The sequence below is a fragment of the Dyella sp. 2YAF14 genome, from assembly GCF_052114725.1.
GTDB lineage: Bacteria > Pseudomonadota > Gammaproteobacteria > Xanthomonadales > Rhodanobacteraceae > Dyella.
Genome location: NZ_JBFRFH010000008.1, coordinates 15,804 through 40,507 on the forward strand (window position 1 = coordinate 15,804; position 24,704 = coordinate 40,507).

A 24,704-nucleotide genomic window follows, 5' to 3' on the forward strand; every position below is an offset into this window, starting at 1 on the left:
CGCCCCATGTTTGATCAACAGCATTCCAGCGCCAGCGTTCGTCACCATCATTTTGAACGGGGCTTCACCCTGATCGAAATGATGGTGGTGGTGGCGATCATCGCCATACTCTCCGCCATCGCCTGGCCGTCGTATCTGAAGCACATGGCCAAGACCAACCGCGTCGCCGCGCAAGGCTGCTTGTCCGAGTACGCCAATTACATGGAGCGCTACTACACCAGCAATCTGCGTTACGACCAGACGCCCGCCGGTGTCGCCAACGCCGACCCGCATCTGGACTGCCAATCGCAGATCGCCCGCAATTACACCCTCGCGCCGGCCAGCACATCGACGTCGTTCACCATCACGGCGACGCCTACCACGGTGCAGCTCAATCGCGATGCGGTATGCGGCACGCTGACGCTCAACCATCGCGGCGCTCGCACGCCTGGCGTGGCAGGCTGCTGGTAAACGGATTGGGATTGAACAAGGCCGCCGCAGGGCGGCCTTGCTTCATGTGGCGGACGGTTCGGCGCCCGACCAGCGCAGGTGCAAGCCGGAATGGCGGTGCACCGGTTGCTCCACCGCCTGGCGAACGATGGCAGCGGGTGCGAGCAGGCTGAACCGGCGGCGTGCACGCGTGATGCCGGTATAGAGCAGTTCGCGCGTCAGCACGGCGCTGGCTTCGGCCGGCAGTACCAAGGCCGCATGCTCGAACTCCGACCCCTGCGACTTGTGCACCGTCATGGCATAGACGGTTTCCCGTTCGCCCAGACGCGACGGCAGTACAAAGCGAAAGCGGGTACTGCCGTCGTCCGCCGCGCCTGCCACTTCGAAGGCAACGCGCAGATGCAGTACGCCATGTTCATCGGGAACACGCAGGGCAATGCCCACGTCGCCATTCATCAGGCCAAGGCTGTAGTCGTTGCGTGTCACCAGTACGGGTCGGCCCTCGTACCACTCGTGGCTGCTGTCGATCAGCTGCTGCTGATGCAGCAACTGGACAATCTGGCGATTGAGCCCCTCGGTGCCAAACGGTCCATGGCGTAGCGCGCACAACAGCTGAAAGCTGCCGAAGGCGCGCAGCACGCCACGGGCCCATGCATCGTAAGCGGCTGGGTCGGCAATAGGCGACGGCCGTTCGCGATGCATCCACTGGAGGTAGTGGCGATAGCCTTGTGGTTGTCGATCATTCCGCTGCGCCAGGAACTGCGCCTCACCACCATTGAGCACCAGCTCGGCGAGCGAGCGTGCATCGGCTGCCGCATCGATCCATGCGATATCCGTGTGCTGTCCGGCAAGCAGCGTATGCACGCGCGCGGCATGGCCTTCGTTGACTTGTTGGGAGAGGCTGCCGATACCACTGTCAGCACCGAAGCGATGGCTATGGCGAAGCATGGCGACATGCTGGTCGAGCGCGCGTGCGTCGTCGCGCACCCAGGCTTCGATGCCGTCGCCGGTGGTCTCACGCAGCCATTGCGCCGTGGCTGCGCTGTAGTGGCCAAGGTCCGCGCGTCGGCACAGATCGCCAAGGACTGCGCCGGCCTCCACCGATGAAAGCTGGTCCTTGTCGCCTAGCAGCACGAGGCGCGCCTCGTCGGGCAGGGCGGCGAGTACAGCGGACATCATCTCCAGGTCGATCATCGACGCTTCGTCGATCACCAACACGTCCAGGTGGAGCGGATGACTGCGGTCGTGACGGAAGCGTCGCGTATCCGGGCGCGCGCCAAGCAGTCGATGGAGCGTATCCACCTGGCTGGGAATGCTGGCGCGAACGTCGCTGTCGACATCCAGCTGAGCGATCTGCGTGCTGATGGATGACTGCAATCGCGCGGCGGCCTTGCCGGTGGGAGCGGCCAGACGGATGCGCAGCGAGCGGCCAGTGTCCTTGCGATGCAGCGTCTGCAGCAGGCCCAGCAGACGCACGACGGTAGTGGTCTTGCCCGTGCCAGGGCCACCGGTGATCACGGTAAAGGCGCCACGCGCGGCGAGTGCACAGGCGACGCGTTGCCAGTCCGGCGTGTCGGTGGCGGCGGTGGGGAACAGGCGCGCGAGCTGGCTGGCCAGCAAGGGTGGCGTGTCATGCACGCGGGCGAGCCGCTGGCCGATCGCCTCGGCGACGCGCTGTTCGTGATTCCAGTAGCGACGCAGGTAGACGCGGCTGCCATCGAGCACCAGGGGTGAGGCAGACGGTGCGGCATCGTCCGATGAAGCGATCAGGGCGGAGATCCCCAGCGGGGGCGATGCCGATGCAAGCTCAGCCAGCACCGCACGCCATGCATCAGGCCAGCCGCCGTCATCGGCGAGCGACGCCCACGCCGACAGATCCAGACACAGATGGCCATCGGCCTGTTGCCGGCTCACCAGAGCGCCGAGCAGTGGCAGGGCCGCGGGCGCCTGCGGATCTTGCGCAGCGAGAAAACTCGCGAAGGCTACATCCAGTGGGCGCAGCCATCCTCGCTCGATGGCCAGCTCCATGGCGGGCAGGGACGCGTCATGCGGCATGGGCGTGCTCCCCGCTGGCGAACAAGCGATCCAGTGCATCGATCAAGGCCTTCGGCAATCGCTCTACGTGGACGCCGTGCCCGGCGCCATCCACGCCGCGAAGATAGAGATAGGCCACGCCGCCCATATGGCGCTCGTAGTCGTAGCCAGGCAGCCGCGCGCGCAGTTGTCGATGCAGGGCCAATGTGTACAAGGCGTACTGCAGGTCGTAGCGCTCGCGCAGGATCGAATCGCGCATGGCTTCAGCGGTGTACGCGCTGGCGTCGCTACCGAGCTTGTTGGACTTGTAGTCGATCACGTAGTAACGACCCTGCTGCTCCACCACCAGGTCGATAAACCCCTTGAGCAGGCCGTTGATGCGATCGGCCAGCAGGCTCAGGCGAGGGCGGGCGTCCAGCGTGTGGGCCGTGACCAGACGATCCAGCGCGAGCGTGTCGACGTGCGTCGCCTCGAACCAGAATTCCAGTTCGGCATAGTGGCTGGTCATCTGCGATAGCGAAGCGTGGCTGCCGTCGGGCAGCGCCAGGGGCGTGCGCAGCAGCCCGGCCATCCATGTCGTGAGCATGGGGATATGCGCCTGCCAGCCGCGACGTTGGCAGCGTCGTGCGATTTCCTTTTCCAGGGCCGGGAGATCGTCGGCTGCTTCGGCAAAGCCTTCATCAGCCGCCCATTCCAGCAGGTCGTGCAGGAACGTGCCGGCTTCGGCGCCGGCATGGAATGCATGGATGCCTTGCGCCGCGAGGGAAGGCGTTGCCGGGAGCTCGAGCAGTTCGGCGCTGGCTTCGATCAGCGTGTCCTGCGATGCGGTCTCGGGTACGGGCACGCGCGTCTCTTCGCTTTCGGCGTACTTCAAGCCGCTATAACTGGCCACGCGCCAGCGCTCGACCGGGGCGCCCTCATAGATGCGCGCTTCCCACAGCGGCAGGACGTCGTCCTGCGTGGCGGGCAGCGGGTGCGTGCCAGCGGTGCCGAGCACGCGTATCTCCACGTCGCCTTCCGTGCCCTGCAATGCCTGCAGGCGCGCCATCAGATCGGCGGGTTCGATCTTTGCGCCACCAGCCAGCACATAGCCGAACGCGGCTTGGTGCAAGGTCGAGGCCTTGCTGTTGCCCGGACGCGTACAGGCCACGCCCATCCAGCAGGCGTACTGCGCGCGGGTGAGGGCGACATAGAGCAACCGCAGGTCTTCCTGCAGACGCTCGCGATCGGCCAGCTTGAGTGCATCGTCGCTGGCGCGCAGGTCCATGCGCCGTTCGCCGGCGTCGTCGTGCCAGGTGAAACTGTCGTCGGCCTTCAGCTCGCGCGCGGAACAAATGAAAGGCAGCAAGACCAGGGGATATTCCAGGCCCTTGGATTTGTGGATGGTCACCACCTTGATCAGCGCAGCCTCGCTTTCGAGGCGCACGATTTGTTCGTCGGCGGTCTCCGACTGCGGATCGCTCGCAGTCGCCATCTGTGCCGCGAGATAGCGAATCAGCGCATGCTCGCCATCCAGCGTCGCTGCGGCATGCTGCAGCAGTTCGGCCAAGTGCAGCAGGTTGGTCAGCGCGCGTTCGCCGTCGGGACGCGCGAGGAGGCGCGCTGGCAAGTCGAAGGCATGCAGCAGGTCATGCAGCATCGCCAGTACGCCGTGGCGTTGCCAGGTTGCGTGCAATTGGCGGAAACGATCGCCGCAGGCTTCCCAGTGCTGCTCGTCCAGGTTGAGGCGATCGAGCTCTTCGTCGCTCTGGCCCAGCGTCGGCGTGGCCAGCGCGGCGCGCATGGCGCGATCGGAGCCTGGTTCCGCGCAGGCACGCAGCCAGCGCAGCAGATCGGCGGCCTCGGGTGAGGCATAGACCGAGTCGCGGTCGGATAAATACACGCTCTTGAGCCCACGCCGCTGCATCTCTTGGCGCACCTTGGCCGCTTCGGAGCCGCGGCGCACCAGGATGGCGATGTCGCCCGGTTGCAGCGGACGGAAGCCGCCATCGGCATTGCGAAAACCGCAGCGGCCTTCCTGTGCAGCGGCGAGCAAATCCACCAGATAACTCGCGGCGTGGCGGGCCATCACATCGGTATAGGCCGATCCGCTGAGGGTGTCGTCGCCTGGCTGAAGCGCCAGCTGCATGGGCGGCAAGGGTTGGTTGTCGAGCGTCAGGCTATCGCTGCGCCCGCGCGCACCCACCGCAAGAAACGGCAACGCATCGCGGCCGCGGCCGAAGGCGAACGCGCCGTCTTCGTGACCGTCGGCGAACGCGAACACTCGGTTCACCGCATGCACCAGCGGTTCGGTAGAGCGGTAATTGGTGCCCAGCGTCCACATCGGCTGCCGGGCGCTGCCGCGCGCACGCAGGTAGGTGTGGATGTCCGCGCCACGGAAACCGTAGATGGCCTGTTTGGGATCACCAATTAGCAGCAGCCCGGTGGTCTCGCGGCGTGCATACACGCGATGGAAGATGCGCCACTGCAGTGGATCGGTGTCCTGGAACTCGTCGATCAAGGCCATCGGATACTGCGTGGCGATGGTGTCCGCCAGGCGTTTGCCGGTATGGCCGTGCAGTGCGCTGTCGAGTCGCTTGAGCATGTCGTCGAAGCCCAGCTGCGCGCGGCGCTGTTTGGTTTCCTCCAGCTTGGCCGCGACCCAGCGCGTGGCGTGCGCCAGCACCGGGGCGCGCCATGGCGCCACCAATCCCAGCGTTTCCACGCACGCTTCGATGGCATCGAAGGCGGCGTGGCGCAGCGCGTCGGCGTTCTTGTTCTTCGCCGCGACAAGCGCGGACTGCGTGTAGCGTGGCAGAGTGGCCGAGGCATCCGCGCCGCCGCTCGCCCAGGACCGCAGCAGGGCAAGCTCGTCGATCACCTTGTCGCGGCGCATCTTGTTGCCATTCAGTGCGCCGGCATCGAGTGCGCGCACGAACATCGCTTCGATGTCATCCGCGGCAGCCAGCCAGCATTCGCGTGCACGCGACTCGGCGACGACCACGTCGCCTGCATGCTTGCGGAACGCGTCGAGCACATGCGCGGGATCGGGCAAGGGTTTGCCATCGAGGCGCAAGCTATCAGGCGGCTGGCGCAGCAGCGGACGCAGGTCGGTCTGCAGATCGGCAGGCGCTTTCCACCAGCGCGACACCAGCGCGGCGCCGGCACGATCCAGTGGAAAGAAATGGCAGCGCCAGTAGTCGCGCACGATGTCGGCGAGCAAGGCGCTTTCGTCGGTGTCCGTGTCCTGCTCGAAGGCATGGCCGCTATCGAAGGCATGCTGTCCCAGCATGCGCTGGCACCACGCGTGGATGGTATGGATGGCCGATTCGTCCATCCATTGCGCCGCCAGGTCGAGCTGGCGGGCGGCGCGGGCGCGCTCATCGCCATCGGCATAAACGGCCATCAGGTCGCGCAGGAAGTCGTCGGGTTCGCGGCGCCCGCGAAACGCCTCGGCCGCTTCGCCCAGGCGTTCGCGTATACGCTCGCGCAGCTCGGCGGTGGCCGCCTTGGTGAAGGTCAGCACGAGGATCTGCGCCGGCAGCAACGTCTTGCCTTCGGGCGTGCCATGGCCCAACACCAGCCGCAGATAGAGCGCGGCGATGGTCCAGGTCTTGCCGGTGCCGGCGCTGGCTTCGATCAGCTGGATGCCGTGCAGGGGCAATTGCAATGGTTGGAGTGGCGCGGTCGTGGTCATGCGTCCGCGCCGTTGGTGATGGCCGCGATCATCGGCTGGTAGAGAGCGAGCCAGTGGTGGAAGCCACCGGCCTCCAGCGCGTCGTAGCGTGGCCATGCGCGCGCGAGATAGGGGTCTTCCTGCACTTCGCCAACGCCGCCAAATCCGCTGCCTTCATAGGCAAGCTGGGCCAACTTGCGCGCCTTTTCGGGATCGCTGCCGTTCTGCAGCCAGGCAAACGCCGTCTTGCGCGCCACCGGCAACGGCATGCGCATGCCTTCGCGCAGACACGAGAGCAGGGCGTTGAGGCACATCACGGCATCGTCGGCAGCGAGCGGCCGCATCAACAGCGTGGCGTCCACGCCGATGATGCGAGTGTTCAGGCGCAAGCCAAGCGCGTGCGCCACCACATGGATCACCCAGGCGGAAATGGTCTTGTCGTAGCGGATGTCGCCTTTCTGCAGCAATTTGCCGGTCACCAGCTCCAGTCGCGTGTAGCCGCCATGCCCGCCTTGCCGCAGATCCGACAGCCAGTCTTCGAGTCGCACGCCATGCGCCTCGTGCAGTACCTCGATCTTTTCGTCCACCAGCGGCCATTGTTCGCAGGCAGCCAGCCAGCGCGACGCGAGATCGCCGCTTTCGCGCGTGAGCGCATCGCGCGCCAACTCGCCGAAGCCGCCCGGCGGCAGGTCGCCCTGATCCACCAGTTGCCTGGTGGCGACGTCGACGGCGGCGCGCACGTCGGAAGCCGCCATGGCACTGCGCAGTACGCTGGTCATCGCAACATGGCGTTCCAGCGCATCCAGGCCGAACGGCTCATCGTCCATCGTTTCTTCGTCGCGCACGGCGAAGTGCACTTTCAGGCGGTGATTGAAGAAGTGGCGAACGGGGCGCGCCACGAAACTCTGCAACAAGCCGATGCTGATGGCGGCATCCGGCTGCCATGGCGCGAGCGTCGCGTTGATCGCGTCGTCGTGGCCACGATGGGCCTGACGCCATTCGCGCGCATAGGTGAACAGGCGCGCATCCGCGTCGGCACTGAAATAACGACGGCTGAAGGGCTGCAGCGGATGAACCGTGGTCATGGCTTCGAGCAGGCGCTCGCTAGCGTGATCATCGCTGGCGTCATCGCCGTCGCCACACCAACCGGCGGCCACGTAGTCGCGCAGCTGGCCGACCAGGACGGATGGCGGCAGCACGCTGTTGTCGCGCACGTTGCGCCCCACCCAGCTGACGTAAAGCGCGTCGCGCGCGGAGGCCAGCGCCTCGAGGAACAGATAGCGATCGTCTTCGCGCCGCGAACGATCGCCCGGACGCGCATGGCCGGGTTGGGCCATCAGATCGAAATCGGCGGGCGCCTGGCGTCGGGGATAGTCGCCATCGTTCATGCCGAGCAGGCACACCACGCGGAACGGGATCGCGCGCATCGGCATCAGCGTGCAGAAGCTCACCGCGCCGCCCATGAAACGTTGCGAGAGGCGGCTTTCGTCCATCGATGCCAGCCAATGCTCGCGCACGATGTTCAGTGGCAGCGGAAGGCTGAATTGTGCGTCCTCGCAGGCCTGTCGCCATTCGTCCAGCGCATCGTTCAAGCGCGTGAGCCGGTCGCTGTCGGACGGATCGTCCGCATCGAAAAAATCGATCAGCAACTGCTGCAGGCGCTGGTGCCACTGGCCCGGCGTCGCCGGTTCGCGCATGCGTGCCCAGCAGCGTTCGAGCTGATCGAGCAGGAGCGTGAGCGGGCCGATCAGCGCGGCATCGAGGCCGCCCACTTCGCCATACGGCGCAATGCCGTGCCATGTATCGCCTTCGCCGACGGCGTAACCGAGCAGCATGCGGCGCAGGCCGAAGCGCCAGGTGTTCTGCTCCACGCCGGGCAGTTCGAGACTCTGCTTTTGTTCGCGGTCCAGTCCCCAGCGTATGCCTGCGCCTTCGATCCAGCGGCGCAACGTGGGGAGTCCGTTGTCGTCGATGTCGAAGCGTGCGCGCAGTGCGGGGACGTCGAGCAGGTCGAGCAAATCGCTGACGGCAAAACGCGATTCGGGTAGCGACAGCAAATGTTCCAGCGCCACCATCAACGGCACGGCGCCACGCGACGGCTGGTCGGCAACGGAGAACGGCAGATAGCGCGCATCGTCGGCCGGCAGGCGGCCGAACACGGCCTGCACATGCGGCGCATAGGTCTGGATATCCGGCACCATCACGATCACGTCGCGCGGTGACAGTGGCTCGCCGCGTCGCGCTGCGTCTTCGAACATCGCCAGCAGCTGGTCGTGCAGGATCTCCACTTCGCGCTGCGGGTTATGCGCGATGTGGAAGCGCAGCGACATGTCGTCGTGCCGCCATGGCTTGCGTTGCGCTGCATCGGCCGGCAGCGGCTCGAGATCCAGAATCGCTTGCTGCATCTGGCGCAACAGCGTGCTGCCGTCGGTATCGGCGAACAGGTCGATGCTGCGGTTCCACGCGGCGAACTGGTTGCGATAGCCCTCGGGGCGATCGAACGCGTCCAGCAGGCGGATGTAATCGCGCCCTTGCCGGCCCCACGCCGCCAGCAACGGGTTGGCGTGCAGGTGAAGATCTTCGAAGCGCGGTTCATCCGGCAGGCCGGGCTTGAGGCCGTGGCGACGCTGGCTGGCCTTGAGCAGCTCGCGATCCTCGATGATGTCGGCCCAGTAGTGCCGGCAGGGATTGGCCACCAGCAGCATGACCTGGCAGTGGCGCGACAGCGCGGTGAGCGCTTCCAGCGTCTGCTGCGGCAGCGAGGAGATGCCGAACACCACGATGCGTCGCGGCAGCGTGGCGGGGCGGGTCGTCATGCCGGCGATGCGTTCGATAAAGGCCTGATGCACGGCGGCGCGATGGTTGTGGCGCTCATCGCCGACGTCATCGAGCAGCAGCTGCCACAGCCGCGCCTGCCAGCGCTGATCGGCGGGCAGCGGCGTGTGCTTGCCGCGCAGCTCGTCGCGCAGTTCGTAGCGGCCGTGCTCCCAGTCGGTGAGCCAGTCCGCGCGATACACCTGGTACTGATCGAACAGGTCGGCCACGCGCTCGGCCAGCTGGTAGCGCTTGCGTTCGTCCGGGTCGTCGCGGAGAAAATCGCGCAGCGGCGCGAAGTCGGCTTCGTGCAGGTGCGCGGGCAGCAGGCGCAGCAGGCGCCAGCTCAGCCGTGATTTGTCGAACGGCGAGGTGGTGGCGACCGCGTCGCGCCCCAGCACGCTGCGATAGGCGGCCCACAGGAAGCGGCCGGGCAGTTGCACGTCGATGGCGGCGCTGATGCCCAGCCCGCCAGCATCGGCCGGCCGCGCCAGCGCCCACTTGAGCCACTGCGCGATGCCGTTGCTCTGCACCAGCATCAGCTCGTCTTCCAGTGGGCGCAGCGGCGCGCGCGCCAGCCACGCGGTCAGCAGGTCGCGCAGATCCTCCATGCGGTTGCCATGGATGACCATCAGGCCCGGCTGGATCGGGCTCTCCAGGGGCAGCTCGAGGGTGTGGCTCACATCAGGCAATGGGGCGACTCGCTCATGGATGCATTCTCGCCGAGGCGGCGACGGATGTCCTGCATGATTGGGCCGGGCTGTCGCAGATGGCGAGAGGTGGTGGGGCCCGCGCAGGCCTGCTTGCGTCGGCGCGCGGGGTGACGATCAAGCTTGGCGGCCGCACCAGCTGTGGTGCTGGTGGCACTCCCAGTGCGTGCTTCGTCACGCGGGGCAGATGCCAGACGACATGACATCTGAAATGCGATTGGACGCAAGAAAGCGCAGGACGGCGATCGCCACAATGCGCGCGCCTCGTCGTGATGGTGCGCGGATGTGTGCCTAGGAACATATGTCTGACATCACGCGACGAGGCACCGCCGTCCGCGCCTTCATGCGCCGAGGCACCGCGTAAGCGCAAGAAAATACTTCGCTTTTTCGTCATCCCGTGGATGCCCTGCAACGTTACGATGTGCCGTTCGTCGAACGACACATCACTACCGAGGGCAGCACCATGCAGGGATGGCAAAACAAGATCTGGGCGATGGCGCTGGTCGCGCTGATGGCATCCATGGCGTCGCCGGTCGGCGCGCAGACCAGTGCTGCGAGCACCGCCGATACGGACACGCCGCCCACCGACGCCGATCTGGCCAATACGCGCTGCGTATCCGGCGAAGAGAAATTCCTGCCCGGCGACTACTACTACTGCCTGGGCTCGCAGAACTTTGGCCTGGGGCACTACGAGATTTCGCAGCGCTTCTTCAAGACGGCGGCCAGCTGGGCCAGCAAGCCGGCGCAATACGTGCTGGGCATCATGGCGCTCAATGGCGATCACCAGCCGGTGAATCGGCCCTTGGGACTGGCCTGGCTGGCGCTGGCCTCGGAGCGACGGAACTCCAGCTTCCAGCAGGCGCATGACACGGCCTGGAAGAGTGCGACAGAGGTGGAGCGCAAGGCGGCCGAGCAGGAGCTTGCCAAGCTGCGCCCGGTGTATGGCGACGCCACCGCCGGGCCGCGCGCCGAGCGCCGCTATGCCGATGGCATGGCCATGCTTAATCGCTTGACCAATCAGGGGGCGAAGTACTGCATGGCAGGCATGAACGATCCGTCCAGGCCCAACGCCGATGCGAGCGCCTGCCCGCCGGTGCAGATGGTGATGAAGATGGTGGACACCGCGGCCATCAATGTTTTCGATGGCTGGTCCGGTCATGTCACGGTGGGTCCGCTGGAGCAGGCCGCGCCGCCGGCAGCCGCCGGCAAGAACTAAATCGCGCTTGCTGCGGGAGGCGAGGGCGCGTGCCTCAGTTGTGCGCGTCCATCGCCCAGGTGTTGGCGAGGCTGGTGATGTCGGCCAGATTCATCGAGTGCTCCGCACGTTCCAGCGCGCTGCAGGCCGACTCGGCGGCATAGCGCATCAGGTAAGCCAGGTGTGCGCGGTATTGCGAGCCGATGCCGTGCGCGCGGATCATGCCGGCCGCTTCGGCCAGGCATTCCAGGTCGCTATAGGCACGGTCCAGGTCGCTGCTGCTGGAGCACTGTACGAAGGCCGTCGCGCCATCGGGATCGCGCGAGCGCAGGCTCACCACGTCTTCCACCAGTCGAGCCGCCTGGCGCGCGGCAAACACCAGCACGTCGGCTGCCGCATGCGACAGCTCACTGTCGGAAACGGCGCGATCAGTCAGCTCCACGAGGCTACGAGTGACAACAAGCAGTTGGGCCACGGGACGGCCCGCAGCATCGCTATGAGTCATGGTTCCGGTTCCCCTCCGGAGTGGTGATCCAGACATTGTCCACGGTGTCGTGACATTTGTGTACATCATCAGGGTAGGAATTTGTGACCCCTGACACAGTCGGCGTGGCGATTTGCCCCCACGTCTGCCTGGCAGCGCATGCTCCGGTTACGCTATGCCACTGAAAATACTGGGCCTCCGGGTTTAGTGGGAGAGTTAGTACGCGCTGGCATCCGACAAAAGGCCTAGTCGCTGTCCATGTCCAATTTTTGCCGGTTGTCCAAGCCCTTTGGCTATGTCATCGCGTTCCGCCGGGGACTTATCCTCAGCAATGCACGTCCACCTGGCAGAACCCACGCACGTCGTTGGAACCGTATGGAGGAGGACGCTTATGCACTACTCCCGTCTTTGTGCCTTGCTCATCGATTGCCACACGCAGGATGTCGACGAGGCGGCCCAGTTCTGGGCGCAAGCCTTGGGGCGCCCGATCGACCTTGGTCATCCCGGCAGCCGTGGCAACTACCGCATGCTGGAGACGCCGCCTGACGAAGCCATCGTGCAGATCCAGCGCGTGGCGCACCAGAGCCGCGTCCACCTCGACATCGAAACCGATGACATTCCCGCCGAAGTGGCACGTCTGGAAAAGCTGGGCGCTCACGTGGTGGATCGCCTCGAACGCTGGGTGGTGATGCAGGCGCCGACGGGGCAGCGCTTCTGCGTGGTGCGCGTGCAACGTCCAGGATTTCCCAAGAACGCGAACCAATGGGAGTGACGTGCGCTGAGCGCTTCGATTGAGTGTCGTTGACAACCCTCCGCATTCGGCCCAGGCGGAGATCGAACGGGCTCCGGGCCACCATGGCAGAAGGACTCTCTTATGAATGGTTTCCGCGTTGTGTTGATCGCTGCGCTTGCGGCCTGCATTGCTGCTGCGGCCCTACCCGTGCAGGCCAAGCAGGACACGCCCAATGCCAGCCAGGCCAAACCCAATCTCGCCGGCCTGCACGATTTTGATTTTCTGGTGGGCAATTGGCGCGGCCATCATCGCAAGCTCAAGGAAAAGCTCGCCAACAGTCATGACTGGGACGAGTTCGACGGCACGCTCAGCATGCGCCCCCTGATGGATGGCTATGCCAATGTCGACGACAACGTGTTCAACACGCCCAAGGGCACCTACCGCGGCGTCGGCCTTCGTTCCTATGATCCCAAGACCGCGCAGTGGGCCATCTGGTGGCTGGACGGACGCGATCCGTTCGGACAACTCGATCCGCCGGTGAAGGGACATTTCGAGCATGGCGTCGGCACGTTCTACGCGACCGACACGCTGCGCGGCAAACCCATACGCGTACGCTTCGTGTGGTCCGGGATCACCCCGACCACGGCGCACTGGGAACAGGCTTATTCGGCCGACGACGGCAAGACCTGGGAGGTCAACTGGATCATGGATTTCACGCGGGTGCCGTGATGCTAAAGTGCGGCGCATCCACCACGACGGCATCAGCATGAGCACCCAGCATTTCTATCCCATCGGTACACCCGGACAGGCCTGGGGCGCGGCAGAACGTGCAGCGTGGCTGGCACGCCAGAGCAAGCAGCGCAGTTACGCGGATGATGTGGTGAGCGTTCTCGAGCGCCTGCGCGAGACGTTCGACGTGGTGGAGTACGGGGCGCTGGATTACGGGTCCGAACACTATCCGCTGCTCGCCGTGCGCAGCCGTGATTGGCGTGAGGATCTGCCGGTGTTGCTGGTCACGGGCGGTGTGCATGGCTACGAGACGAGCGGCGTGCATGGCGCGCTGCAGTTCTTGCAGCAGCATGGTCGCGACTATGCCGGGCGGGCGAATTTGTTGGTGGTGCCTTGTGTGAGTCCGTGGGCGTACGAGCGCATTCATCGCTGGAATCCCGAGGCGCTCGATCCCAATCGCAATTTCCGCAAGCACAGCCCCGCCGGCGAATCGGCGGCCCTGGTTGATCTGCTGGAGCCACTGCGCGATCGCGCGCTGATGCATATCGATTTGCACGAAACCACCGATACGGACGAGTCGGAATTTCGCCCGGCGTTGGCATCGCGCGATGGCAAGCCGTTCGAACCTGGCGAAGTGCCGGACGGTTTCTATCTGGTCGACGACACCGATCGTCCTCAGCCTGAATTCCAGCAGGCCGTGATCGAAGCGGTCGCCAAGGTGACGCATATCGCCGATGCCGATGCGCGTGGCGAGATCATCGGTTCACCGTTGCTGATGCCGGGCGTGATCAAATTTCCGGTGAAGCAGTGGAGCCTGTGCGCCGGCATCACGAATGCGCGCTATGCGACCACCACCGAGGTCTATCCCGACAGCCCGCGCGCCACGCCGCAGCAATGCAATGATGCGCAGGTGGCGGCCGTGCGCGCGGCGATCGACTATGCGTTGAGTCATCGCGTCGACTGAGCTGCTGCCACGCTGACGAGGCGTGGCCCATCGCAGTGCAATTATTTCGTGGTGAGCGCCGAGGCGCTGCTCATCCCTCGGCCTGCAAAGGCCGAGGCGTCATGTCGGACAGCGGAAGCAAACGCGAGTCTTCGATAGCCGCCGTGCGATGTCCCAAGCCGGACAAATAGGCCTCGTGCGTCGCAAAGGCCAGAAAGGATTCGACGCTGCGTTGCCGAATAAGCATGGCCATGTCCCAGCGCTCGTCCGGCGGTCCAATGAGAAAGTCACCGCCCTTGCCGAGGAACTCGATGTTTCCTCCGGATTGGATCAAATAGGGCAGGGTGTGCTCGATGTAACGCTGAAAGGCGGCCTCGCCGGTAATCGGCGATGGCGGCGTCAGTTCCGGCGTAGCGGCGTAGTCGGCGACTTCGCGGAAACGCAGAAGATTGAGCATAACGATCTGGCCTTCCAGTTGCCGCATGACGAAGGCGCGGCCGGCATCTTGCGTGGGTTCCAGATAGCGCGTGAGCTGTTCGGGCGACGTCATGTCGCTGTCTCCTGATGGGAACGCGACGGTGCGCGTCGGCGAGCAAATATACCCGGGTATATTTGTCCGGATCAATAGTATCCGGGTAAAACATAGGCCGAATGCCAGCACTTGCGATATTTCGATATTTGGCTAAATATCTACGAATGAACAGCGTCTTCAAGGCCCTCGCCGATCCCACCCGCCGCAAGGTGCTGGAATTGCTCCGGCAGCGTCCGATGACCGCCGGGGAGCTATCGGACCATTTCCCGGTGTCTCGACCGACCATGTCGGCGCATTTTGCGGTGCTGCGCGAGGCTGACCTGGTCGAGGCCAACAAGATCGGCACCAGCATCACCTACCAGTTGAAGTTGTCGGTACTGGAGGACGCGCTGCTGGGCTTCACCCAGCTGTTCGGCATCGGTGCCGCCGAGCGCACGCCGGCAAATGCCGCTGGCGTGGCCGGGCACAAACCCACTCGAGAAGGAGCCGACGAATGAGCGAGAACTCCCAACTTCAGCGCGCGAAGAAAGAAATCCTGTTCGGCCTCAAGCTCGCAGCCGTGATGATCGGTGGCGCCCTGTTGCTCACCCTGGCCCGCAAGCAAGGGTGGATCGACGCAGAGCAAGTCGTGCGCGGCAACAACGTCATCATCGGCCTCGCCCTCGCAGCCTTCTGCAACTTCATGCCAAAGCGGATGACCGGCACGCCGCGAACCGTCCACCACGCGACCCTGGCGCAGTCCATCGGGCGCGTTGGCGGCTGGGCGATGACGCTGGCCTTCGTCGTATGGTCCTCACTGTGGGCATTCGCACCCCTGGAGCTCGCCAGAATCGGCGCGGTAGTCGCCGTCATCACAGGCGTTGCGGTGATGATTGGCTATACGGTCTGGAAGTGCGCCGGTGGGCGTGTGTCGAGGAGTGGTTGAGGTAGTGCCGGGCGTTCGTCTGTCATTGGACAAGTGGATCACACGATGAGCCAAGATATCCTCAAGCAGATCGGTCGCACCCCATTGGTACGTCTTGGTCGGGTCGGAAGTCATTTGCCCTGCGAGATCTGGGTGAAGTGCGAGCATCTGAACCCGGGCGGTTCGATCAAGGATCGTATTGCGCTGGCCATTGTCGATGACGCCGAAGCGCGCGGGCTATTGCGGCCGGGCATGACGCTGATCGAAGCCACGGCCGGCAACACCGGTGTTGGCCTCGCCCTGGTGGCTGCGGCCCGTGATTACAGGCTTGTTTGCGTCATGCCTGAAAAGATGTCCCACGACAAACGCGGTGCCCTGACCACTCTGGGCGCAAACGTAATCATCACGCCCAACGCGCCGCCATCGAGCAGCGATAATTTCCGCAATGTCGCCCAACGCCTGGCGCGCGAAAACGGCTGGTTTCTCGCAGACCAGTTCAGTAATCCCGCGAATGTTCGTATTCACGAAGAGACGACGGCGAAAGAAATTATCGACCAGACGGGCGGGCGAATCGGTGCCTTCGTGGCAGGCGCGGGCACAGGCGGCACGATTTCCGGTGTCGGCAGGCGACTCAAGGCCCACCACAAAGGCATCGCGGTGATACTGGCAGATCCTGTCGGGTCGGCTCTGGCAGATTGGGTCGAAACGGGAACGCCCGGTCCCGATGGATCGTATGCCGTCGAAGGAATCGGCGCAGCGGAGCCACCCGCCAACTTGCATCGCGATGTCATCGATAGCGTCGAACGCATTTCCGATGACGAGAGTTTTAGCGTGGCTCGACGCTTGATGCGTGAAGAGGGGCTTCTAGTCGGTGGATCGTCTGGCACCAACGTGGCAGCGGCCATGCGCGTTGCCGCCCGCGGCCAAGTGGACGGCCCGATCGTCACCATCCTTCCGGACGGCTGGGACCGGTACCGATCCAAACCGTGGATGCAAGATTGATTGTCTAGCGCGCAGGACCGAAAGCTGGGTCCGAGTGCATTATTGATTGAGTGCACTTGCGACTTCCGAACGTAAGGGAATGAGGAAAGTGCACTCTGACCCTCGTTCTGCTGTTCGCTTTCAAGTCATCTAAGGGAATGCTGCCGACATTCGCTCGGCATTGCGCCGTCACGCACCACCTCGCGCGGGTGGACACCCATCTCGCTGATCCCTGACAGACGATGCCAACCCTGCTTGTTAGGGTCAGTCATTCGCGCTGTCGTATTGCAAGGCCTCGCGGGTGACCATGACCACCAGGTCATGAGGCGCGGGCCGTGAGTGCTCGAAACACCCACGACCCGCTAACCATCACCAACTCATACGGAAGTTGATCATGGCTATCCGCGATCATACGGGACGCATCCGCTCGTCCGTTCCCCCTGACGACACCCTCACTCCTCCGCCTCATGCCCCGTCGTCCACGGCGGCGGCATCGCCCGAAACCCTGCGTCATGGCACTCGCGGCGACATCGCTCTGGCGGTGCTCGCCCTCACGCGCCTGCGTGTCGACAGCGAGCAGTGTCGAAACGCGCAAGCGCGGGGATTCCCCGGCAGAGCGCTGCCATGGCCGCTTCCCGCGGCCGTCACCGCCAGCCTGGGCACAGCCGTCTACTGCTTGCAGCAATACGCCCGCCTGCTCAGTGACGAGCCTCGAGTGAACACCACACGCCTCCGATGAGCGCCGTTGAAGCGCATCGGCCGGCATGGCGATGCGCCGCATTCGGGCGATCACCGACAAAGCTGCCAAGCATTCACTGACACCGAGCGCTGTAAGCGCCTGAGCCGCTGTGCGGCCGTGTCCGACAGGGAGGAACCACCATGGAACTGATCCAGCTCACCCCGCATTCGGAAATCGACCCCTCGCAACCCCTGCGAGCCCCCGGCGACATCCTGCTGCACGCCTACCTGATTCCGAACGCCCTCAACCCCGCCCAACTCGCCCGTCGTACCGGCATACCCTCCAATCAGATCAAGGCCTTCATCGCCGACACCCACCCCATCACCGCCAAGATCGCCATCCGCCTTTCCCTCGCCTTCGACACCACCGCCTTTTACTGGCTGGCACTTCAGGCGCGGTACGATCTGGAAAGGGCGAAGCCTGTGGTCCGCGCTTATCGTCCGCTCGTTGATTGAGGACAAACGCGTGACAAACGGGACGAAGGTAGTTACGTCCCGTCGCCATTGTTCGAAGCAACTACATCCGTGCCGTTTCCTCTGATTGGGAGCCGACGCGCGACTAGCTCATCGTGGCGCGTCACCGCCTGACGGTGCAGCGTTTGGCGGCCGGATATACATGTGCAGTCGACACGGACGCCTTAGCTAAGAGATGCTTGGCAAAGGGGAGGGGCCATATACGGTTATTCGAATGGATGCGGTCTGGCTTGCTTATAGAAATTCGCAGGATGGCGAACCGCTGCTATCCCCAAAATTTCGCCGACTCGGTGCTCGCTCATCGAATGAAACTTGATAGTCCAACGAACCGCGGAGGTTAATCATGTTTCGTACTAGCCACATGTGCACACTCATCTTGATGGTCGTATTGCTTGGGACCACCGTCGATGCGGTCGCGCAGAAATCGACGCTGCCAACGGGAACCTGGAGCGGCATACTGAGCGGCGGAAAAGCAGTGCAGGTCCGTGTTCAAGTGAACTTCCAGCCGAATGGTGCTCAACTTCATTTCTATGCCCCGCTTAGCTGTCTCGCCCAGGCTGGTTTTGTCCAGAGCACAAGTAATGGAAGCTTCTTCACGTTCAAGCAATCGACCACGGGCGGCGCTTTTTGCGACAAGCTCTATCCAGGCAAGATGACCGTCAACAAGCCATCACAGTCCGGCATGGCAATCTCGCTGACAAATGCAGGCGCCCAGTGGTCCGGCATTCTGAAGCCGGGTGCTTAGGCCTGGAGCGTCGTAACGCACCATCGAAATCCGCGTCAGAGTGCACTTTTGATTTCCGAAGGCAAGAGAATGAGAAAAGTGCACTCTAACCCTCGTTCTGATCTGTCCATTAACAGTCATCCGGCGACGGATGGCTAAGGTCCGCTTCCGACCCGAAGCGGACTTGGACTTTGCCCAGTGACCAGACGCGCGGCACCTAAGAGGAGTGGATGATGGCAGGCTTGGTTCATTCGCCTGGAACCGTGAAAAATTGCCTAGCGAACTCGCGTTTCATCGCTCTGTGCGCAGGCGTCATGCTGTCATTGAGTATCGCCACATCAGTGCAGGCAGGAGAGCTTCAGGGAGTCAAAAGGCTTGTGAGCTATCTGACAAATAGCCAACCCAAAACGGCGCAGTCGGTAGGCAGGGAAGTAGGCGTCGAGCTGACCGGTCCCTCGCCGGCCCGGCAATCGTCCTGGATCGAGTGGGTTGGAAAGGGCGGCGACAAGGATGCTTGGGTGAAAGAAGTCGTCTTTCGCACTCCCTCCGCCTTGGACGATCCCACCGATAGGGATGGATCGACGTACAGCGGGGCGATCATTATCAGCATTAAGGCTGGCGTCTGCCTTCGCTTGAATGATATTGAGGGCGCTTACGGCGTAGGAACCGTGCTTCCTCCGTCCCCTCATGCCCCCGAACCTGTGAGAGAAGAGGCTACTGAGAACTTTGTCATAAATGGCAGAGAGGTCGTCTTTAGCGCCCCGTGTGAGGAGGGTGGCATCGGGTGCATAACTGCACTTGGTGTTTATGACATCCCAGTTAGGAGATAGGAAAACCGCGATCGGAGTGCAGCTTACGTCCGCTTTCGATCCGGAGCAGACATTTTGAATTGTCCGGAAAACTCCATATCGTTCGGCTGGGAAAGGGGAGATTGCGTTGAAGTCCTTCCGCTTGGGTGCAGTCTATGGCGCACCCCCATTGTTCAATCCGGATATCAACGAGATGGGCTATTTCGAGCCCTCAGACCTTGGGATATCGGCAGCACTCCTTGCCGAGATAGACGATTGGAACAGGGCTTTTCAACGCACGTTTTGTGACGCGTATCCTCCTGACGGTGGGTTCCAGGCTATATCCGATCGCGAGAATCACAATTTGATAGGGCAGGCGCTCTCGGTGAAACTTCAAGAGGAGCTGGGCGGGCTAGCCTCGGTGGTGTTCATTCCGTTGAAATAGCCATGCCCCTTTTTCAGTACAGTCGGACGTCCGCTTCCGACCCACAGCGGACCTTGCGCCGAAACCGGGGTCAGAGTGCACTTTTTTTATGCGCCGGCGTCGTCACAAGATGAAAGTCCACTCTGAGATGGCCCGAGTTTGACGGACACCTTTGAAAGGGGACAATCCCCTGGGAGGTGTCAGATGGTCAAGCGCCAACGATTCACCGCAGAGTTCAAGCGCGAAGCGGTCCGGCTTCTGGACGCAGGGGAGAAACCTGCCTCGGAAGGGAGCTACGGGAAAACCTCTTTGCTTCCTCGTTCCAAGCGTCCCGTTTCGTGTGCTGTCCGAACGACTGCTCTGATATGTTCGACTCAAATGTCCGTTTCGACCCGTTGAGGTCGCAACCAGAAGCAGGCATCAGCGATCTGCTGAAGGTCGGCACGTCGGGTAAAAAGGGGAGCTGATGAACTTGACTGCTGCCATGACGTTGTGCTTCGCGGCGATCGTCAGCCGGTGGTACTTGATGCTGGTTGCAGGGAGGGCTCGGGGCAGCATCTCCAAGGCCCATCCGGAATTTGCTGCTGCGCTCTATGCCTCGCGCATGGATGTGGTCTTGTACGGCATCGGTCCGCTCAACTGGAAGCCCTTATTTCGTAGTCCCGTCCCCGGGGACATTGAGGCGACGGTAAAGCGACTGAGGTGGGCGGTGCTGACTGCCAGTGCACTTGGTCTGGCGACTCTTGTTTATGCGCCCGCTACGTTCTTGTATCTAGCCAGGGGCGGCTAGCGGACGTCCGCTTCCATCCTCAAATCGATCTGACGCAACGACGAGGATGGACGAGCGCAGTGCTTGATTCCTGGGTCACGTGACTCTGCGTACGCCATACCGGATTTCGAACAACCCCACGGATGGACTATTCAGGCCTACGTAGAACGACTGGCCAGTAGGCGGTCGGGCGAGGGCGGAGAACTATCCCGGCGCAACCGACGTGTCGCCCATTGCGGGCGTTCCCGATCACGGGTGGCGCAGGCAAGGCGGCGGGAATCGCGAGGCAATCGGCAACCGGTTCATCAAAATAGGCGGTGCCGATTGGCCCCTTTCATGCATTGTGATGAGCTTCTCGTTACCCGAATACTTGGTGGTACGAGAGTGTCGATGGTTGTTGGCGGGTTGGTCTCTTTTCTGTGTCAGCCTCGCGAAAGGGCCGCTTCGGCGCGAATGAGCAGTCAAGTTTGCGCAGGAACGACCGATGGCTTGGCTATGATGGACCGATGGACTTCACCCCTGGGCGCTTGATGGAAAACCGTAGCTACAGTTCATTGCCGGCCACCGGGAAACGCTCATCGGGCCCCCAGGGGACGCGGCTTTTTTCGGCTGACGAGCTGAGCCGGCTCGCCGTCGAGGCAGGCTTTGCGTCCGATGGCGGCGTCAGCGTCCACGAGCCCGTGCTCGAAGGCACCAGTGCGGCGCTCAAGGGGCGTCGCTTTACGTTGCGAGCTGGTCGGCAAACCATCGGGCGGGGCGGCGAGAACGATATCGTCATCTGCGACCCGAGCGTTTCTTCGACCCATGCGTGGGTGATGAACCAGCAAGGCCATTACGTGGTGATGAACACGCTCTCCACCAATGGCACGTTCGTCAACAACAAGCGTGTGCACGAAGCCACCATCCGGCATGGCGATCGCATTCGTTTTGGACAGTCCGAGTTTGTGTTTCTGACGCGGGAGCCTGGCGCGTCCAGGCTCGGTCGCGTCGGATGGTTCGCGCTGGCCGTGGTGGTGCTGGCGGCGCTGGGCGGTGCGGCCTGGTGGTTGTTGAGCGCATGAGTACGGTTGAGCGCATGCGACCGCGCTCCATCGGGCGCTACCGGATCGACGGTGTGCTCGGCGAGGGCGCGATGGCGGTGGTGTACGCCGGCTTTGATCCCGGCATCGACCGGCCGGTGGCGATCAAATGCCTGCATCGCAACGTGGCGACTGACCCGAGATTGATGGTGAGGTTCTTGCTGGAGGCGCGCGCGTCCGGCCACCTGGTGCATCCCAATATCGTCACGATCTTTGATACCGGCGAAACGGACGACGGCCGCAAATACATTGCGATGGAAAGGCTTTCGGGCGAGACGCTGGCAAGCCGCGTCTCGCAAGAAGGATTGCCGCCGCTGGCGGTGATCATCGAGCTGGCGTCACAAGTGGCATCGGCGCTGGACTATGCGCACGGGCAGGGCGTCATCCATCACGACGTCAAGCCTGAGAACATCATGCTCTCGGAGAATTGGCATTGCGCCAAGCTCAGTGACTTTGGCATCGCCGAGCGCAGACCCGTCAACAGCATCAGGCAAGGCCAGGCCAGGCAGATCGGCGGCACGCCCGCCTATATGGCGCCGGAGCGCTTGCGTGGCGAGCGTGCCGATGCACGCAGCGACCTTTTTTCGCTTGGCGTCGTGCTGTACTGGCTGCTCACCGGCAAATTGCCATGGCCGGAAACCGACGATCTCAAGCGCCTGATCAGGGAGCGGCAGCGTCAGCCATTACCTGCGATGGTGCCCGTCGATCCGACGATACCGTCGATGCTCGCGGGCATCGTGCGGACTCTGCTCGCGCCGGCACCCGAGGCGCGTTACCAGAGCGGCGCCGAAGTCATCAACGATCTGCGGTTGGCGCGCCGGGAGCACGAGCGATCGCATGAGTCGCCGCTGGCCACGCGCATCATCTCGCTGCGCCTGCGTTGGATTGGCGCCCTGGGCGCCACGCTATGCCTGGTGCTGCTGCTGGGCCTGGCGGTGATCTATGCCAAGCAGCATGGCGCGGTGACGGGGCTCGCCACCGACTTTGGCGGTTCGCTGGGTCGCATGGTCGCAAGTGAGGCAGCCGAGAACCTGTTGTTGGGCGATGACCCCGCCACCCGGGCCCTGGTGCAGGACATCGCGAACAACCAGCAGATCCAATACCTCGCCATTGCCAATCGAGAGGGCGCGGTGGTGGCGAGCACGCAACCGGGGGATGTCGGCAAGACACTGCCCAAGCTCGATGCCGAAAAGCAGACCTTGGCCGGCGAGGTGGAACGTTACGTTGGCCGCGTCGATGCAGACTCCCATGGCGATGACTTGCTGTTGTTCGACGTGCCTATTCGTTATCAGGCCAAGGCCGTCGGCGAGTTGCGCCTGGGCGTCAGCAAGGCGCCCCTGCTCGAGGCCGAGCGCACGACGTTCTGGGTCATCGTGGGGGTGCTCGTCATCACCTTGATGGCGCTGGTTGGCGCGGCTTATTGGCTGTTCCGACAGCCGCTGGCCTTGCTTGGCATGCTGGGGGATTCCCTGGTGCAGGTTGGCCGCGGCGACTTCAGCCAGCGCATCCGCCTGGTTCGCCACGATGAACTGGGTCGATTGTTCGTCGCCTTCAATCAGATGAGCAGTGCCCTGGAGGCGCGGCATCGCAACGATGCTTCGGCATCCCCTGCCGTCGCGGCAAGTCCGGCGAGGCAGCCAACGGTGGTCATGTCGCCGTCAGCGGCCAAAGAGGATCGATAGACCCACGGGGCGGGGAGGCGCGCGTTACAGCTGCTTGAGGCGATGCTGCAGTTCAACGGCTCTCGCCCGGTAGATCACGGCGCGCTCGTAGTTGGGGTCAATCGCGAGGACGCGGTCCCACAAGGCAATCGCCTGGTCGAGCTTCTGGTCGCGATACAGCACTACCGCGCGCTCGTGATAGGAGCCGACCAATTGCTCTCTCAGCGCCTGGTTTCCTGCGGGCTTCAAATGCGGGTCGATGGTCAGCGCCTGGTCCAGTCGCGTCAATGCCTGAGCGTTCTTTCCCTGCTGCGACAAGGCCACACTTTCCAGTTGCAGGCGTTGCGCCTTGGAGGCAGGCGACTCGCCTGCGGGTGCAGCTTCGGTGGTGGCGACCGGCGCGGTGGGCGCCGCGCTGCGACTGGGCGTATTGGTTTTGGCCGGCGCCGTATCCGAAGACCACGAGGCCCGCAACGGCGATTGGGGCAGGCGGATGGTCTCACCCGCGTGCAACGACGAGGGATTGGTCGACCCGTTATAGCGGGCCAGCAACAGGAATAGATTGGAATCCCCCAGGCTGCGAGCGGCCAATGTGCCGTAAGAGTCCCCGGCTTGCACGACGTACGGGCGCGACTGTTTACCAAGGGCCGTGTTCGGATCGACCGTGAGCTGCCGCAACAGGATTTGTGCCGTGCGGTCGGTCGGGTATTTCGCCAGATACTGCCGCAAGCTCTGCTCGCCTTCCGCGTAGCGACCGCGCAGAAAGTAAGTATTGGTTATGGCATTCAACGAAAGCGACTCGTTGTCGCCGGTTGCAGCCTCGCGATTGCCCGTCGGCGACGCGGCGCCGCTGCTGCTGTTGGCGGAGCTGCTCGCTTTGGACCGGAGGTTGCCGATCTGGGCGCAACCGGTCATGGCAAGGAGGGCCATGCAAAGCGCTACCTGCAGCGTACGCCAAAGCATCGGGTGCATGGTTTCAGTCGATCGAGCCAGGCTCATGTTTCGCTATCTCTGGTTGCGGTCTGCTCAGCGGCTCGCTGCCCAAAGGCGACGGTGCGCTGCATCGCAGACCAAAGTTTGTTCCGGTACCGCCGCAAGCGGCCTTCACCGCTTGCGTGGGCGAAAATCAGGGCGACGTTGTCGCCGTCGCGGCCGCCACGCTCAACCGCCGTGGCCAAGGCTTCCTTCAAGGCCTCATGCTGGTCACGCCGCTGCGAGAGGGATGCCAGCTCCTCGGTCGTGAGTTGCTCCCATACCCCATCGCTGCAAAGGACAAAAGTCTGATCGCCGTCCAGCTCAGCGAAGCCGTGTTCGACGACCGGAGGTTGCGGCCCTCCCAGTCCACGCAGGAGTTTATGCTGGTCGGGATCGTTGGCCAGCTCGCCTTCGGTCAGTTCCCCGCGTTGCAATTTCAGTTGCCCGAGGCTGTGGTCTTCGGTGCGACCGATCAGACGCGTTCCCCGAAAGCGATAAAGGCGACTGTCGCCGACGTGTGCCCACGAGACCCGGCTGGCGCGAATGAGCGCCGCGACGATGGTGGAATGCGGTTGCGCGCCTGCGAGATGTTCGCCGTGCTGCTGCAGTTGGGTATGCGCTTCCTGGCAAAGCGTCTCGAGAAAGAGCGATCCCGGCAGGGAGCGCCAGGCACCTTGCTCCCACAGGCGAAGAGTCGCCTGGATCACGCCATGGGAGGCCAGTTCGCCCGCGCCATCGCCACCCATGCCGTCGGCCAGCACCAACAGCCAGGTGGACGAAGCCGAATCGTGGAGGCAGATAAGGTCATCTTCCTGGGTTGCCCTTCCGCCTTGAGCGCGGCCACCTGCGGCCCGCGGAATCGCGTGAAAGTCGACCGTCGTGTTCATCGCCCATCCCCCCGACCTCTGAGCGCAGTCCTGCGAGCTGAA

22 protein-coding genes are annotated in these 24,704 nt (G+C 63.5%); 15 read left to right on the top strand and 7 right to left on the bottom strand.

Annotated elements, in window-relative coordinates; all coding sequences use genetic code 11:
* Positions 1-6: 6 nt before the first annotated feature.
* Positions 7-450: a type IV pilin protein gene (locus AB4Y82_RS13005; RefSeq protein ID WP_441603591.1), complete on the top strand. Its 444-nt coding sequence runs from the start codon at positions 7-9 to the stop codon at positions 448-450.
* Between the two features lie 42 nt (positions 451-492).
* Here the strand turns inward: AB4Y82_RS13005 and recD are convergent, their stop codons facing one another.
* The 3 genes from recD to recC are packed head-to-tail and all read right to left on the bottom strand — an operon-like array spanning position 493 to position 9,615.
* Positions 493-2,484 carry an exodeoxyribonuclease V subunit alpha gene (gene recD / locus AB4Y82_RS13010; protein ID WP_441603592.1) on the bottom strand — a complete coding sequence of 664 codons (1,992 nt, stop codon included), beginning with the start codon at positions 2,482-2,484 and terminating at the stop codon, positions 493-495.
* Positions 2,474-6,139: an exodeoxyribonuclease V subunit beta gene (recB, locus tag AB4Y82_RS13015; protein WP_441603593.1), complete on the bottom strand. Its 3,666-nt coding sequence runs from the start codon at positions 6,137-6,139 to the stop codon at positions 2,474-2,476. The genes recD and recB overlap by 11 nt, the downstream gene beginning before the upstream one ends.
* A complete protein-coding gene (gene recC, locus AB4Y82_RS13020) occupies positions 6,136-9,615 on the bottom strand; it encodes an exodeoxyribonuclease V subunit gamma (RefSeq protein ID WP_441603594.1) in 3,480 nt (1,159 codons plus the stop codon). The genes recB and recC overlap by 4 nt, the downstream gene beginning before the upstream one ends.
* 424 nt (positions 9,616-10,039) lie before the next feature.
* Between recC and AB4Y82_RS13025 the strand changes: the two genes are divergently transcribed.
* Positions 10,040-10,858, top strand: coding sequence for a hypothetical protein (locus tag AB4Y82_RS13025; protein ID WP_441603595.1), 819 nt, complete (start codon positions 10,040-10,042; stop codon positions 10,856-10,858).
* 34 nt (positions 10,859-10,892) lie between these two features.
* On the opposite strand, the gene AB4Y82_RS13030 is transcribed toward AB4Y82_RS13025, so the two are convergent.
* On the bottom strand, positions 10,893-11,342 hold the full coding sequence (locus tag AB4Y82_RS13030; RefSeq protein WP_441603596.1) for a hypothetical protein: 450 nt from the start codon (positions 11,340-11,342) through the stop codon (positions 10,893-10,895).
* Between the two features lie 370 nt (positions 11,343-11,712).
* On the opposite strand from AB4Y82_RS13030, the gene AB4Y82_RS13035 reads away from it, so the two are divergent.
* The 3 genes from AB4Y82_RS13035 to AB4Y82_RS13045 all read left to right on the top strand — a co-directional run bounded on the left by AB4Y82_RS13035 (position 11,713) and on the right by AB4Y82_RS13045 (position 13,747).
* Positions 11,713-12,093 carry a VOC family protein gene (locus AB4Y82_RS13035; protein WP_441603597.1) on the top strand — a complete coding sequence of 127 codons (381 nt, stop codon included), beginning with the start codon at positions 11,713-11,715 and terminating at the stop codon, positions 12,091-12,093.
* Between the two features lie 102 nt (positions 12,094-12,195).
* The gene (locus tag AB4Y82_RS13040; RefSeq protein ID WP_441603598.1) at positions 12,196-12,783 is read left to right on the top strand and encodes a hypothetical protein; all 588 of its coding nucleotides are present in this window, start codon (positions 12,196-12,198) and stop codon (positions 12,781-12,783) included.
* Between the two features lie 37 nt (positions 12,784-12,820).
* Positions 12,821-13,747, top strand: coding sequence for a M14 family metallopeptidase (locus AB4Y82_RS13045; protein ID WP_441603599.1), 927 nt, complete (start codon positions 12,821-12,823; stop codon positions 13,745-13,747).
* A gap of 70 nt (positions 13,748-13,817) precedes the next feature.
* On the opposite strand, the gene AB4Y82_RS13050 is transcribed toward AB4Y82_RS13045, so the two are convergent.
* Positions 13,818-14,276, bottom strand: coding sequence for a DUF1330 domain-containing protein (locus AB4Y82_RS13050; RefSeq protein ID WP_441603600.1), 459 nt, complete (start codon positions 14,274-14,276; stop codon positions 13,818-13,820).
* Between the two features lie 146 nt (positions 14,277-14,422).
* Here AB4Y82_RS13050 and AB4Y82_RS13055 point away from each other — a divergent pair, with 146 nt between their 5' ends.
* The 10 genes from AB4Y82_RS13055 (at position 14,423) to AB4Y82_RS13100 (ending at position 22,821) form a co-directional block, all read left to right on the top strand.
* The gene (locus tag AB4Y82_RS13055) at positions 14,423-14,755 is read left to right on the top strand and encodes an autorepressor SdpR family transcription factor (RefSeq protein ID WP_441603601.1); all 333 of its coding nucleotides are present in this window, start codon (positions 14,423-14,425) and stop codon (positions 14,753-14,755) included.
* Complete coding sequence (locus AB4Y82_RS13060) at positions 14,752-15,183, top strand: hypothetical protein (RefSeq protein WP_441603602.1); 432 nt, start codon at positions 14,752-14,754, stop codon at positions 15,181-15,183. Before AB4Y82_RS13055 ends, AB4Y82_RS13060 begins: the two co-directional genes overlap by 4 nt.
* A gap of 45 nt (positions 15,184-15,228) precedes the next feature.
* Positions 15,229-16,164 (top strand): PLP-dependent cysteine synthase family protein, encoded by a 936-nt coding sequence (locus AB4Y82_RS13065; RefSeq protein WP_441603603.1) that lies wholly within the window; start codon positions 15,229-15,231, stop codon positions 16,162-16,164.
* 858 nt (positions 16,165-17,022) lie between these two features.
* The gene (locus AB4Y82_RS13070) at positions 17,023-17,337 is read left to right on the top strand and encodes a HigA family addiction module antitoxin (RefSeq protein WP_441603547.1); all 315 of its coding nucleotides are present in this window, start codon (positions 17,023-17,025) and stop codon (positions 17,335-17,337) included.
* Between the two features lie 361 nt (positions 17,338-17,698).
* The gene (locus AB4Y82_RS13075; protein WP_441603604.1) at positions 17,699-18,100 is read left to right on the top strand and encodes a hypothetical protein; all 402 of its coding nucleotides are present in this window, start codon (positions 17,699-17,701) and stop codon (positions 18,098-18,100) included.
* Between the two features lie 293 nt (positions 18,101-18,393).
* Positions 18,394-18,909 carry a hypothetical protein gene (locus tag AB4Y82_RS13080; protein ID WP_441603605.1) on the top strand — a complete coding sequence of 172 codons (516 nt, stop codon included), beginning with the start codon at positions 18,394-18,396 and terminating at the stop codon, positions 18,907-18,909.
* A 106-nt stretch (positions 18,910-19,015) separates the two neighbouring features.
* Positions 19,016-19,312, top strand: coding sequence for a hypothetical protein (locus AB4Y82_RS13085; protein ID WP_441603606.1), 297 nt, complete (start codon positions 19,016-19,018; stop codon positions 19,310-19,312).
* Between the two features lie 445 nt (positions 19,313-19,757).
* A complete protein-coding gene (locus tag AB4Y82_RS13090) occupies positions 19,758-20,081 on the top strand; it encodes a hypothetical protein (RefSeq protein WP_441603607.1) in 324 nt (107 codons plus the stop codon).
* Between the two features lie 485 nt (positions 20,082-20,566).
* Entirely contained in the window at positions 20,567-21,121 is a 555-nt protein-coding gene (locus AB4Y82_RS13095; RefSeq protein WP_441603608.1) for an FHA domain-containing protein, read from the top strand.
* A 14-nt stretch (positions 21,122-21,135) separates the two neighbouring features.
* Positions 21,136-22,821 carry a protein kinase domain-containing protein gene (locus AB4Y82_RS13100; RefSeq protein WP_441603609.1) on the top strand — a complete coding sequence of 562 codons (1,686 nt, stop codon included), beginning with the start codon at positions 21,136-21,138 and terminating at the stop codon, positions 22,819-22,821.
* 24 nt (positions 22,822-22,845) lie between these two features.
* On the opposite strand, the gene AB4Y82_RS13105 is transcribed toward AB4Y82_RS13100, so the two are convergent.
* Both AB4Y82_RS13105 and AB4Y82_RS13110 read right to left on the bottom strand, forming a co-directional pair.
* Complete coding sequence (locus tag AB4Y82_RS13105; RefSeq protein WP_441603610.1) at positions 22,846-23,730, bottom strand: LysM peptidoglycan-binding domain-containing protein; 885 nt, start codon at positions 23,728-23,730, stop codon at positions 22,846-22,848.
* Between the two features lie 65 nt (positions 23,731-23,795).
* Positions 23,796-24,662 (bottom strand): PP2C family protein-serine/threonine phosphatase, encoded by an 867-nt coding sequence (locus AB4Y82_RS13110; RefSeq protein WP_441603611.1) that lies wholly within the window; start codon positions 24,660-24,662, stop codon positions 23,796-23,798.
* Between the last annotated feature and the right edge of the window lie 42 nt (positions 24,663-24,704).

Excerpts from the sequence above, each read along its gene's own strand:
- AB4Y82_RS13075 (WP_441603604.1), top strand. The coding sequence starts at position 17,699 with ATGTTTCGTACTAGCCACATGTGCACACTCATCTTGATGGTCGTATTG.
- AB4Y82_RS13090 (WP_441603607.1), top strand. The coding sequence starts at position 19,758 with ATGAACTTGACTGCTGCCATGACGTTGTGCTTCGCGGCGATCGTCAGC.
- AB4Y82_RS13035 (WP_441603597.1), top strand. The coding sequence starts at position 11,713 with ATGCACTACTCCCGTCTTTGTGCCTTGCTCATCGATTGCCACACGCAG.
- AB4Y82_RS13100 (WP_441603609.1), top strand. The coding sequence starts at position 21,136 with ATGCGACCGCGCTCCATCGGGCGCTACCGGATCGACGGTGTGCTCGGC.
- AB4Y82_RS13050 (WP_441603600.1), bottom strand. The coding sequence starts at position 14,276 with ATGACGTCGCCCGAACAGCTCACGCGCTATCTGGAACCCACGCAAGAT.
- AB4Y82_RS13055 (WP_441603601.1), top strand. The coding sequence starts at position 14,423 with ATGAACAGCGTCTTCAAGGCCCTCGCCGATCCCACCCGCCGCAAGGTG.
- AB4Y82_RS13045 (WP_441603599.1), top strand. The coding sequence starts at position 12,821 with ATGAGCACCCAGCATTTCTATCCCATCGGTACACCCGGACAGGCCTGG.
- AB4Y82_RS13110 (WP_441603611.1), bottom strand. The coding sequence starts at position 24,662 with ATGAACACGACGGTCGACTTTCACGCGATTCCGCGGGCCGCAGGTGGC.
- AB4Y82_RS13060 (WP_441603602.1), top strand. The coding sequence starts at position 14,752 with ATGAGCGAGAACTCCCAACTTCAGCGCGCGAAGAAAGAAATCCTGTTC.
- AB4Y82_RS13030 (WP_441603596.1), bottom strand. The coding sequence starts at position 11,342 with ATGACTCATAGCGATGCTGCGGGCCGTCCCGTGGCCCAACTGCTTGTT.
- recD (WP_441603592.1), bottom strand. The coding sequence starts at position 2,484 with ATGCCGCATGACGCGTCCCTGCCCGCCATGGAGCTGGCCATCGAGCGA.
- AB4Y82_RS13040 (WP_441603598.1), top strand. The coding sequence starts at position 12,196 with ATGAATGGTTTCCGCGTTGTGTTGATCGCTGCGCTTGCGGCCTGCATT.
- AB4Y82_RS13070 (WP_441603547.1), top strand. The coding sequence starts at position 17,023 with ATGGAACTGATCCAGCTCACCCCGCATTCGGAAATCGACCCCTCGCAA.
- AB4Y82_RS13095 (WP_441603608.1), top strand. The coding sequence starts at position 20,567 with ATGGACTTCACCCCTGGGCGCTTGATGGAAAACCGTAGCTACAGTTCA.
- AB4Y82_RS13105 (WP_441603610.1), bottom strand. The coding sequence starts at position 23,730 with ATGGCCCTCCTTGCCATGACCGGTTGCGCCCAGATCGGCAACCTCCGG.
- AB4Y82_RS13065 (WP_441603603.1), top strand. The coding sequence starts at position 15,229 with ATGAGCCAAGATATCCTCAAGCAGATCGGTCGCACCCCATTGGTACGT.
- recB (WP_441603593.1), bottom strand. The coding sequence starts at position 6,139 with ATGACCACGACCGCGCCACTCCAACCATTGCAATTGCCCCTGCACGGC.
- AB4Y82_RS13080 (WP_441603605.1), top strand. The coding sequence starts at position 18,394 with ATGCTGTCATTGAGTATCGCCACATCAGTGCAGGCAGGAGAGCTTCAG.
- AB4Y82_RS13005 (WP_441603591.1), top strand. The coding sequence starts at position 7 with ATGTTTGATCAACAGCATTCCAGCGCCAGCGTTCGTCACCATCATTTT.